The sequence below is a fragment of the Neisseria sp. HMSC058F07 genome, from assembly GCF_001810035.1.
In the GTDB taxonomy this organism is placed as follows: Bacteria; Pseudomonadota; Gammaproteobacteria; order Burkholderiales; family Neisseriaceae; genus Neisseria; species Neisseria perflava.
The window spans coordinates 143,653-155,108 of the sequence record NZ_KV799671.1; the positions used below are offsets into that span (position 1 = coordinate 143,653).

General features: G+C 47.0%; 6 protein-coding genes and 1 pseudogene. 3 read left to right on the forward strand and 4 right to left on the reverse strand.

Features of this window, described 5'->3' with window-relative positions; genetic code table 11:
- Positions 1-106: 106 nt before the first annotated feature.
- From pnp to HMPREF2696_RS02810, 3 genes are all read right to left on the reverse strand, one after another.
- On the reverse strand, positions 107-2,230 hold the full coding sequence (pnp, locus tag HMPREF2696_RS02800; protein WP_107697060.1) for a polyribonucleotide nucleotidyltransferase: 2,124 nt from the start codon (positions 2,228-2,230) through the stop codon (positions 107-109).
- Between the two features lie 233 nt (positions 2,231-2,463).
- Positions 2,464-3,327: a phosphoribosylaminoimidazolesuccinocarboxamide synthase gene (locus tag HMPREF2696_RS02805; protein ID WP_070587720.1), complete on the reverse strand. Its 864-nt coding sequence runs from the start codon at positions 3,325-3,327 to the stop codon at positions 2,464-2,466.
- Positions 3,328-3,490: 163 nt separating this feature from the next.
- On the reverse strand, positions 3,491-4,945 hold the full coding sequence (locus HMPREF2696_RS02810) for a calcium-binding protein (protein WP_371444204.1): 1,455 nt from the start codon (positions 4,943-4,945) through the stop codon (positions 3,491-3,493).
- A 441-nt stretch (positions 4,946-5,386) separates the two neighbouring features.
- Here HMPREF2696_RS02810 and rfbD point away from each other — a divergent pair, with 441 nt between their 5' ends.
- The 3 genes and pseudogenes from rfbD (at position 5,387) to HMPREF2696_RS11980 (ending at position 10,696) form a co-directional block, all read left to right on the forward strand.
- Complete coding sequence (gene rfbD / locus HMPREF2696_RS02815) at positions 5,387-6,250, forward strand: dTDP-4-dehydrorhamnose reductase (protein ID WP_070587723.1); 864 nt, start codon at positions 5,387-5,389, stop codon at positions 6,248-6,250.
- 150 nt (positions 6,251-6,400) lie between these two features.
- Positions 6,401-9,247: an excinuclease ABC subunit UvrA gene (uvrA, locus tag HMPREF2696_RS02820; RefSeq protein WP_070587725.1), complete on the forward strand. Its 2,847-nt coding sequence runs from the start codon at positions 6,401-6,403 to the stop codon at positions 9,245-9,247.
- A gap of 25 nt (positions 9,248-9,272) precedes the next feature.
- A pseudogene (locus HMPREF2696_RS11980) lies at positions 9,273-10,696 on the forward strand (P-loop ATPase, Sll1717 family).
- A gap of 301 nt (positions 10,697-10,997) precedes the next feature.
- Here the strand turns inward: HMPREF2696_RS11980 and HMPREF2696_RS02835 are convergent.
- On the reverse strand, positions 10,998-11,387 hold the full coding sequence (locus HMPREF2696_RS02835) for a DUF5339 family protein (RefSeq protein ID WP_063068131.1): 390 nt from the start codon (positions 11,385-11,387) through the stop codon (positions 10,998-11,000).
- Positions 11,388-11,456: the final 69 nt, after the last annotated feature.

The window sequence follows — 11,456 nt, forward strand, 5'->3', positions numbered from 1 at the left end:
CAATCAAAGTAAAGGCGAAACCCGTTTTTTAAACTCATCTTTTAAATAAACAAAAGGCCGTCTGAAAATTTCAGACGGCCTTTTGTTTTAAGCCTGAATAATCAGATTATTCGGCTGCTTTCTCTTCGCGAGCAGGTGCTTCCAGCAAAGCTTTGATAGACAGGCGTACGCGGCCGCGATCGTCTACTTCCAATGCTTTCACGTTCACAACCTGACCTACTTGCAGATAGTCGCTGACATTGCGTACGCGCTCGTGGGCGATTTGGCTGATGTGTACCAAACCGTCTTTGCCCGGCATCACGCTGACAATCGCACCAACGTTGTTGTCGAGGATTTTAACCACAGTACCTTCGTACACTTTGCCCACTTCCACTTCGGCAGTGATTTCTTCGATACGTTTTTTCGCTGCATCGCCTGCTTCTTGAGTAGTCGCAGCGATAGTGATGGTACCGTCTTCAGCGATGTTGATTTCAGTACCGGTTTCAGCAGTAATCGAACGAATAGTTTCACCGCCTTTACCAATCACATCACGGATTTTGTCTTGGTTGATTTTCATGGTGAACAAACGTGGCGCGTGTGCAGACAGTTCTTGCGGGCCTGCAACGGCGGCTTTCATCTGATCCAAGATGTGCAAACGTGCTTCTTTGGCTTGAGCCAAAGCGATTTGCATGATTTCTTTGGTAATACCTTGGATTTTGATGTCCATTTGCAGCGCGGTCACACCTTCTGTTGTACCGGCTACTTTAAAGTCCATATCGCCCAAATGGTCTTCATCACCCAAGATGTCGGTCAGGACGGCAAATTTGTTGTTGTCCAAAATCAGGCCCATAGCGATACCGGCAACGTGTGCTTTCAAAGGCACACCGGCAGACAACAGGCTCAAGCAGCCGCCGCAGACGGAAGCCATAGAGGAAGAGCCGTTGGATTCGGTAATTTCAGAAACCACGCGCATGGTGTAGCTGAAATCTTCAGGTTCTGGCAATACGGCCAACAACGCACGTTTAGCCAAGCGGCCGTGACCGATTTCACGACGCTTTGGCGCGCCTACGCGACCCACTTCACCGGTAGAGTATGGAGGGAAGTTGTAGTGCAGCATGAAGCGGTCGGTATATTCGCCGGACAGCGCATCAATGATTTGCTCGTCGCGTGAAGTACCCAAAGTTGCAACCGCCAAAGCTTGGGTTTCGCCACGGGTAAACAGTGCAGAACCGTGAGTGCGCGGCAATACGCCGGTTTGAATGTTCAGCGGACGAACAGTGCGGGTGTCGCGACCGTCGATGCGCGGTTGTCCGTCCAAAATTTGGCTGCGGACAACATCGGCTTCCAAATGTTTGAAAATACCTTTGATTTCGTTGGCTGCCAAAGTGTCGGTTTCTTCGGTAATCAACGCTTCTTTCACGGCATTCCAAGCTTCGTCCAATTTGGCAGAACGCGCTTGTTTTTGACGGATTTTGAACGCTTCTTTAATGGTTTCGCCGGCAATTTCGCGTACTTTTGCAACCAATTCTTCATTGGTTTCAGGTGCTTTCCAATCCCAAACTTCCGGGTTAACTTCGTCGGCAAACTCATTGATGGCGTTAATGGCCACTTGCATTTGATCGTGACCGTAAACAACCGCACCCAGCATCACTTCTTCAGACAAGATGTCGGCTTCGGATTCCACCATCAACACGGCTTTAGAAGTACCGGCAACAACCAAGTCCAATTGTGATTTAGCCAATTCGGCTTTAGTCGGGTTCAGAACGTACACGCCGTTTACATAACCCACGCGTGCCGCACCAATCGGACCGGCAAACGGTACACCGCTCAACACCAGCGCGGCAGATGCACCCAGCATTGCAGGAATGTCAGAATCGATTTCAGGGTCAACAGACACCACCATCGCTACGATTTGGATGTCGTGGTAGAAACCTTCAGGGAACAGAGGACGAATCGGACGGTCGATCAGACGGCTGGTCAGGATTTCTTTTTCGCTTTGTTTGCCTTCGCGTTTGAAGAAACCGCCGGGGATTTTACCTGCTGCGTAAGTACGCTCGAGGTAATCGACAGTCAGAGGGAAGAAGTCTTGGCCTTCTTTCACTTCTTTGTTGGTAGTAACGGCAACCAAAACAACAGTGTCGCCCATAGATACTTTAACGGCAGCAGCGGCTTGGCGAGCGATTTCGCCGGTTTCCAAAGTAACGGTTTGATTACCGTATTGGAAGGTCTTAACGTGTTTATTGAACATCATTGTTCCTTTCAAAATACCGCACTGCTAAAACACTAATAATGCACACTAAAATCCGAATGTGCATAGTTAGGGTTTCAGACCGTGCGGCAGGTTATAAACAAGCTTTCAGACGGCCTTTCAGTCGCTGAAAACAACTCTCGATTATAAAGGCAACTATCCTTAAAATCCAGTATTTATACAATAAAAAGGCCGTCTGAAACATATCTCTTTCAGACGGCCTTCAAACTTAAAAATTAATCCTGAGTCAGCAAAGTCAATGCTTCCTGATATTTTTCGACTGTTTTCTGAATTACATCGGCAGGCACTTTAGGCGCAGGCGCTTTTTTGTTCCAACCGCTTTGCTCCAGCCAGTCGCGGACAAATTGTTTGTCAAAAGATGGCGGATTGGTGCCGACTTTGTATTGGTCTGCAGGCCAAAAACGGCTGGAGTCTGGCGTCAATACTTCATCCATCAAAGTCAGCGTACCTTCTTCATCCAAACCAAATTCAAACTTGGTATCGCAAATAATAATACCGCGGAATTTGGCATATTCGGCCGCTTCCGTGTAAAGCTGAATCGCCTTGGCGCGTACTTCCGCCGCCAGCTCTTTGCCGATGATGCGTTCGCATTCTTCAAAGCTGATGTTTTCATCATGATCTCCGACTGCGGCTTTGGTCGACGGCGTAAAAATCACTTCAGGCAACTGCTGCGCTTCCTGCATACCTTCAGGCAGTTGAATGCCGCAGACAGAACCGGTTTTTTGATAATCTTTCCAACCGCTGCCTGCCAGATAACCGCGCACAATGGCCTCCACTTTCACCGGAGTGAGTTTTTTAGCCACAACGGCGCGTTTTTCTAGAACTTTGGCTTCGTTTTCAGGCAAAACATCGTAAACCGTCTGGCCGGTAAAATGGTTAGGCATGATATGAGCCAGTTTTTTAAACCAAAAATTGGAAATCTGCGTCAGAATCTCCCCTTTACCCGGAATCGGATCATCCAAAATCACATCGAATGCAGACAGACGGTCGGAAGCAACCATCAACATACATTTATCGTCAATTTCGTACAAATCGCGGACTTTGCCGGAGTAGATTTTTTTCAAGCTGATTTCAGACATTTCGGGTATCTCTTTGGTAAACAGAAGAATTTGATATTTTAGCCCAATTTGGCATCTTTCGTCAGATTGTTTACAAAATAAAGGCCATCTGAAACCTTATAGCTCGGTTTCAGACGGCCTTAGACTTTGATTTTAGGGACAAACCCTAAAAACCATCATCCTATCAGATGGCAGGAGCCTGAGTCTGATCTTGGATTTGGTTCACAGCAGACAGAGAGTAGTAGTCGCCGTGGCCGGTTACTTGGTAAGTGCTACCGTCAGCAAACTTGAAGTTTTCAACTTTGTGATCGTTACCGGTGAACCAGTCATCGATGGTGATGCTGTCGTTAGTACCAACAGAAACAGTCAGGTTAGCACCAGATTTGCTCAGCAATACGTCAGAAGCTGCAACGCCTTTACCGAACAACAAGGTGTCATTACCGCTTTCCTCACGGATAGTGTCGTGACCGTAACCTTTGTCGAAGAAGTAAGTGTCGTTACCGGTACCACCGATCAGGATGTCGTTGCCGACACCGCCGTCTAGGTAGTCGTTACCGTCTTTACCAACCAGGCAGTCGTCGCCGGCCAAACCGTACAGATGGTTGTTGCCGCCGTTACCTTCGATGTTGTTGTTCAAAGAGTTACCAGTACCGTTCAGGTTTTGCATACCTTGCAAAATCAGGTTTTCAACGTGATCGGTCAGCGTGTAGTCGATAACGGTACGGACAGTATCGATACCGGCGTGTGCATTACCGTACTCGATAACTTGGTCATTGGCATTGTCAACGAAGTAAACGTCGTTACCGTCGCCACCGCGCATGATGTCCGCGCCGGAACCACCGTTCAGGTAGTCGTTACCGGCACCACCTTGCAGGTAGTCTTTACCTTCTTCACCGTACAGAGAGTCACCGTCGGCATCGCCGTAAATGGTGTCGTTACCAGCACCGGCGTAGATTACGTCTGTGCCGTTGCCACCGTAGATGATGTCTTCGCAAGCAGTACCATAAATGGTATCTTTAGCATCAGTACCGCGGATAACGTTGCCGTCTTTGCAGTCTTCAGCTCTGATGACATTACCTGGGTTTTTGTCTTCGTGACCGTATGAGTTGTTTTGGTTATGGTCGTCAACACAGTCTTTGCAGTCTGGCTCTGGCTTAGGCTCAGGTTTTGGTTCTGGCTTAGGCTCAGGTTTTGGCTCTGGCTTAGGTTCTGGTTTAGGCTCAGGTTTTGGTTCTGGCTTAGGCTCAGGTTTTGGTTGTGGTTTTGGTTCTGGTTGCGGTTCTGGCTGTGGCTCAGGCTTAGGCTCAGGTTTTGGTTGAGGCTTAGGCTGAGGTTTAGGTTGTGGTTTTGGACATGGGATCGGTTTGATTGGATCGCAGTTGTAAGGTGGGCAAACCGGAACACATTTGTAGTTAGGAGTTTTTGCCGGTGGGCAGAAAGCCGCAATAGCAGAAACCAGACCGGTTACCGCGTTAACTACTGACACGCCGACGCTGGCAATGCTAGCGATGCTGCCGATAGAAACAGAAGATTTTGCTGCAGGAGCGCAGTAGTAAGAAGAGTAGGAAGCCTTAGGCGCGGGTGCGCAGTAAGAACTAACCAGGGGTCTAGTATAATACCCCCCGTAACAGTATGCCATAATAATTACTCCCAAAAGTTAATAAAATATTGGGTTGACGGAACGAGCAAATCCGCCCTTGCCCAATTATTATTTTAGTAATATTTTGCAAAATATTTACTCAAAAATATCAAACGGTAGAATTTGCCGATAAAAGGACGGAGTTTGGCCTATTTTTAAATTCCATTCTCCTAGCAACAATAAAAACATTAACATTGATTCACACTCTCTCAAACAGCATAGATCCTTTATCTATCTTGTTAAAAGCTGAATTTTAACTATAGTTATAGTAAACAAACATAATACCGATAAGTAGTTATTATTATGGATAGATAATATCGACAATTTACCCAAATACAGCTACATCCGCATTTTGTTCTACGCCAATAATGTGAATTTGTCGTATTTACACTATAATGACACGAACACCTATTTAACAGCTATCAGAGGAGATACTCAACCATGCGTACTTTATTGACCGGAGCCAAAGGCCAGCTTGCCCGTTGTCTGCGCGACCGCCTGCCCGAAGATTGGGAACTGATTGCTACCGATTCGACTTCGCTGGACATTACCGATACCGAAGCCGTGCATCACATGATCAAAAACTTCCAACCAGATGCCATCGTTAATGCCGCAGCTTACACTGCCGTCGATAAAGCAGAAGAAAACGCTGAAGCTGCTTTTGCCGTCAACGCAACCGCTGTTCACAACCTGGCCGCAGCCGCCCGCGCCGCACACGCCCGCTTTATCCATATTTCCACTGATTATGTATTCGACGGCGAAGGCAAATGCCCTTACCGCGAAACCGACTACACCAATCCGCGCAGCACTTACGGTCAATCCAAAGTAGCGGGCGAGCTTTTGGCTTTAGCCGCGCATCCGGAAAGTACAATCGTCCGTACTTCATGGCTGTTTAGCGAATACGGCAACAATTTCGTTAAAACCATGCTGCACCTTGCCAAAGAACGCGATTCCCTCTCCATTGTCCACGACCAAACCGGCTGCCCGACTTATGCAGGCGACTTGGCTCATGCCATCATCAGTTTATTGCAACAGCCCACTTCCCCACGCGGTATCTTCCATTACTGTGGCAATAAATCGGCAACATGGTACGAATTTACCAAAGCCATCTTTCAGACCGCCCACCAATTAGACGACAGCTTCCGCATTCCGGAACTGAACGCAATCACCACCGAACAATACCCCCTACCCGCTCCGCGTCCGGCATACAGCATTATGGATTGCTCACGCCTAGAGACCGAATTCGGTATCAAACCGTCCGACTGGCAAAAAGCCCTACGCGAAATTCTCCGCAAAATCGACTGATAAGCTGATCCACCTATATCAAGGCCGTCTGAAAACATATTTTCAGACGGCCTCTTTGTTTCTTTTATATCAAATGCTTTATCTATCCAGTCTGTCATTTGAAAAGTGCTACAATAGCCGTTTATTTTATTTTTCAGACGGCCTGACAATATGTGCAACCATCATCCTAAACATTCACACGATAATGACACCATCCGCATCCGCGGCGCACGCACGCATAATTTGAAAAATGTCGATTTGGACATTCCGCGCCACAAGCTCGTGGTGGTAACAGGATTGTCCGGCAGCGGCAAATCGTCGCTGGCATTTGATACTTTGTATGCCGAAGGCCAACGCCGTTATGTTGAGAGCCTTTCCGCCTATGCCCGTCAATTTTTGCAGATGATGGACAAACCCGATGTCGATTTGATCGAAGGCCTGTCGCCCGCGATTTCCATCGAGCAGAAATCCACCAGCCACAACCCGCGCTCCACCGTCGGCACGGTTACGGAAATCCACGATTACCTGCGTCTTTTGTACGCACGCGTCGGTACGCCGTATTGCCCCGAACACAACCTGCCGCTATCCAGTCAAACCGTATCGCAGATGGTCGATGCCGTATTGAAACTGCCGGAAGACACGCGCGTGATGATTCTTGCGCCGGCGGTGCGTGAGCGTAAGGGCGAGTTTGTCGATTTCTTTGCCGACTTGCAGGCTCAGGGCTTTGCGCGTGTACGCGTGGACGGCGAGGTCTATCAGCTTGACGAAGTACCGAAGCTGGAAAAAAACATCAAGCACAACATCGACGTGGTCATCGACCGCGTTAAAGTAAAAGCCGACATCAAACAACGGCTGGCAGAAAGTTTTGAAACCGCGCTGCGCCACGGCAACGAGCGCGCGCTGGCGATGGAAATGGACAGCGGAGAAGAACATTGGTTCTCCGCGCGTTTCGCCTGCCCCGTATGTTCGTACAGTCTGCCCGAATTAGAGCCGCGTCTGTTTTCGTTCAACAACCCGATGGGCTCTTGCCCGACTTGCGACGGTTTAGGCAATACCAACTTCTTCGATCCCGAAAAAGTGGTCGCCCATCCGGAATTATCCTTAGCCGCAGGCGCGATTGACGGCTGGGACAAACGCAACCAATTCTATTTCCAAATGATTCAATCGCTGGCGCATCATTATAAATTTGATGTCAATGCTGCTTGGGAAACGTTACCTGAAAAAGTCAAAAAAGTCGTGTTGCACGGATCGGGCAAAGAAGTCATCGACTTCACCTACCTGTCCGAACGCGGCACCACCTTCAACCGCAGCCATGCCTTCGAAGGTATCATCCCCAATCTCGAACGCCGCTACCGCGAAACTGACAGCGAAACCGTGCGCGAAAAACTGCGTGAATACCAAAACCACCGCGCCTGCCCGAGCTGCGGCGGCGCACGTTTGCGCAAAGAAGCGCGCTACGTTTACGTCGGTGGCGAACCGTTGCACGAAGTCTCCGCCTGGCCGCTGACTAAAACCCACCAATTCTTTGAAACGCTGGATTTGGACGGCAACAAAAAACAAATCGCCGAAAAAATCCTCAAAGAAATCACCGAGCGGCTCGGCTTTCTGATTAATGTCGGGCTGGATTACCTGAATTTAAGCCGCTCCGCCGAAACCCTCTCTGGCGGCGAAGCCCAGCGCATCCGCCTCGCCAGCCAAATCGGCAGCGGCCTGACCGGCGTGATGTACGTTTTGGACGAACCCTCCATCGGTTTGCACCAGCGCGACAACGACCGCCTGCTCGCCACCCTCAAACGCCTGCGCGATTTGGGCAACAGCGTGATTGTGGTCGAACACGACGAAGACGCCATCCGCGAAGCCGATTTCGTCGTCGATATGGGCCCCGGCGCAGGTGAACACGGCGGCAACGTACTGATTGCCGACACCCCCGAAAACGTTGCAAAATGCGAAAAATCCGTTACCGGGCAATACCTCAGCGGCAAAAAAACCATTGCCGTGCCGTCTGAACGCACGCCCGTCAATCCCGAGCGGATGCTTGTCCTCAAAGGCGCGCGCGGCAACAACCTCAAAAACGTTACCCTCGAACTGCCGCTCGGGTTAATTACCTGTATCACCGGCGTATCCGGCAGCGGCAAATCCACCCTGATTAACGACACCCTCGCCAAAATCACCGCCCGCGAACTCAACCGCGCCCAAGAAGAACCCGCCCCATACGACGACATCCGCGGCCTCGAACACCTCGACAAAGTCATCAACGTCGACCAATCCCCCATCGGCCGCACCCCGCGCTCTAACCCAGCCACCTACACCGGCCTGTTCACCCCCATCCGCGAACTCTTCGCCGGTGTCCCCCTCTCGCGCGAACGCGGCTACAACGTCGGCAGATTCTCCTTCAACGTCAAAGGCGGCCGCTGCGAAGCCTGCCAAGGCGACGGCGTGATTAAAGTCGAAATGCACTTCCTGCCCGACGTGTACGTCCCCTGCGAAGTCTGCCACGGCAAACGCTACAACCGCGAAACCCTCGAAATCCAATACAAAGGCAAAAACATCAGCCAAGTCCTCGACATGACCGTCGAAGAAGCCCGCGAATTTTTCGACGCCGTCCCCACCGTATCGCGCAAACTGCAAACCCTGATGGACGTAGGCCTCGGCTACATCCGCCTCGGCCAATCCGCCACCACCCTCTCCGGCGGCGAAGCCCAGCGCGTCAAACTCGCCTTGGAACTCTCCAAACGCGACACCGGCAGAACGCTCTACATCCTCGACGAACCCACCACCGGCCTGCACTTCGCCGATATCGCCTTACTGCTGGAAGTCATAGGCCGTCTGAAAGGTAAAGGCAACTCGATAGTGATTATCGAGCATAATCTTGACGTTATAAAAACAGCTGATTATATTGTCGACTTAGGGCCGGAAGGCGGCAATGGAGGGGGAAGAATTATTGCTTCAGGTAGCCCTGAACAGGTGGCAAAGGTTAAGGGGAGTTATACTGGGAAGTATTTGAAAGTGGTTTTATAATTTCAATATTGATAAGGAAACATAAATGGAATTTAAGGATATCGAATTTGGCAAAGCATCAGGAGAAACAGAGGGATCTCGTTATCCAGAATTGCTAAAAAAAGCCTATTTAGATTATAAAAACATATACCAAGAAATTGAATCTGGTAACAATTTCCTTGTATTAGGTCATAAAGGATGCGGTAAATCAGCCATTGCAGAAAAACTACGTTTAGAAGCAAAAGAAAAACGAGTTTCTGTCATTAGATTGCAAGAATTCCCTTTTAAATCTTTTGGAAAGATTTTTTCAGGTCAAGCTGAACCAGAAGCCAAATACCCAACATCTTGGTCTTGGCTACTTCTATTGGCAATAATTGATGAACTAAGACATGATCATGGGGCAAGAGATGCAGTAAATATTGAGTACAATAAAGCTATTGATAAACTTGATGAGTTTGGACTTCTTTCATCATCAGATTTAAAAAGTGTTGCGGTAAAATCTAGTAAAAAAGAATTTAAAATTCAAATCCCTAAAATTTTAGAGTATTCTACCGCTGGTTCAACTCAAAGCAACTCATATGAAACAATTTTTACGGATTTAGTTTCTTTTTTAAAAGAATTAGTTATCAGTTATTCTACTGAGGGTGGTCTAATTCTAATAATTGATGGTTTAGATGATATTCTAACTTCTAGAGAAGTACAATATCAAGCTCTATCAGCACTAATTTTTGAAGCTGAGAAGCTTAATTTATTATTTTTTTCTAACAAAAAAAAATTCATATCGTTATCCTTTGTCGAACTGAACTATATGAAAAACTACCAAACCCAAATAAAAATAAATTAAGAAAAGACTTTGGATTTGAATTAAACTGGTATCAAGATACTGATTATGCCGAAGGGTCTAACTTAGTAAAACTAGTAAACTTAAGAGCAAAATTATCTTTTAATAAAGAAATTGATATTTTTAAGAATTTTTTTCCTGATACTATTAAAGGAAAGCCATCTCTGCAATATTTACTAGAGATGACAAGACATACACCTCGAGACTTTATTAGCATGATGAACTGCTTAAAAGAAATTGAGACAAATGGAAAATTCACAGAAAACCTTATCATGCAAGGACTAAAAAGATATTCAATAGACTATTTTGAACCTGAGATACGTGATGAAATTGTTGGTTACATCGATATTCATGATTATGAAAGGTTCTATGAAATAATAAGCAAAATTAAACAAAGAGAATTTCCCTATAGTAAATTAAAAGAAATAAGTGAAGTTTCCAAATTAACTGAAGATAATCTGAAAAAGTTGATGAATGTTTTATACGATTGTGGGGCAATCGGAAATAAGTGGAGCAATGGAACATCTAATAGATATGAATTTAAATTTAGAAATAAAAATTCACACTTTAATTCTACTTATACAGTTGTTTTACACAAAGGATTATGGAAGGCATTAAATTTAATATAACTCCTTAGCAGACCGTAGCCTGTAACCCCCCCCGCGTGCGTGGCTGCGCCACACCCTACGCATAAATTTCAAATTCTTTGTGATTCATTTGTAGGGTGTGTGCGGTACGCACGCACGCGGTTATTCGATTGATGGCTTTCTGTTGTCAATTCCACTTAGTTAAAACTAACGCTTTCAGACGGCATAAGAAATGGCCGTCTGAAAATTGAAAATGTTCTATCTAAAACAACCACCTTGATTCACACAACAAAAAACGGATTCCAAATCATTGGAATCCGTTTTTCTGTAAAGCTTAGCCGTATTATTTAGCTTCTTCTTTAGCGTCTTCAGCAGCTTCTTTGGCATCTTCCGCTGCGTCTTTTGCTTCTTCTTTAGCCTCTTCAGCGGCATCTTTGGCTTCTTCGGCTTTTTCTTCAGGAGTTTCTGCAGCAGGAACGCCTTTCAAAGCGTCCAAAGAAGTTTTACAGGTTGCATCGCGTTGGTCTGCTGGCAGGTTTTTCAACGCTTCTTTGGTTTGTTCGAAAGATTTTTGCATCATGTCTTTGGTTGCGGCATCTACGTCTTTAGTTGCTTCGGCAAATGCTTTTTCGTACTCATCACAAACGGCAGAAGAAGATGAGCCTGAACCGTCGCCACATGCTGACAGGGACAGGGCTGCCAATAAAGCTGCCAATAAAGCTGATGTTTTCATGTGTCTCTCGCTTTTTTAAATTTAGGTTAAAGGATGTTATATGTTAATTCATTATATGAAGACGTCAAG

Bases quoted from the DNA above. Each gene is read 5' to 3' on its own strand.
- pnp (WP_107697060.1), bottom strand. From the start codon at position 2,230: ATGATGTTCAATAAACACGTTAAGACCTTCCAATACGGTAATCAAACC.
- HMPREF2696_RS02805 (WP_070587720.1), bottom strand. From the start codon at position 3,327: ATGTCTGAAATCAGCTTGAAAAAAATCTACTCCGGCAAAGTCCGCGAT.
- HMPREF2696_RS02810 (WP_371444204.1), bottom strand. From the start codon at position 4,945: ATGGCATACTGTTACGGGGGGTATTATACTAGACCCCTGGTTAGTTCT.
- rfbD (WP_070587723.1), top strand. From the start codon at position 5,387: ATGCGTACTTTATTGACCGGAGCCAAAGGCCAGCTTGCCCGTTGTCTG.
- uvrA (WP_070587725.1), top strand. From the start codon at position 6,401: ATGTGCAACCATCATCCTAAACATTCACACGATAATGACACCATCCGC.
- HMPREF2696_RS02835 (WP_063068131.1), bottom strand. From the start codon at position 11,387: ATGAAAACATCAGCTTTATTGGCAGCTTTATTGGCAGCCCTGTCCCTG.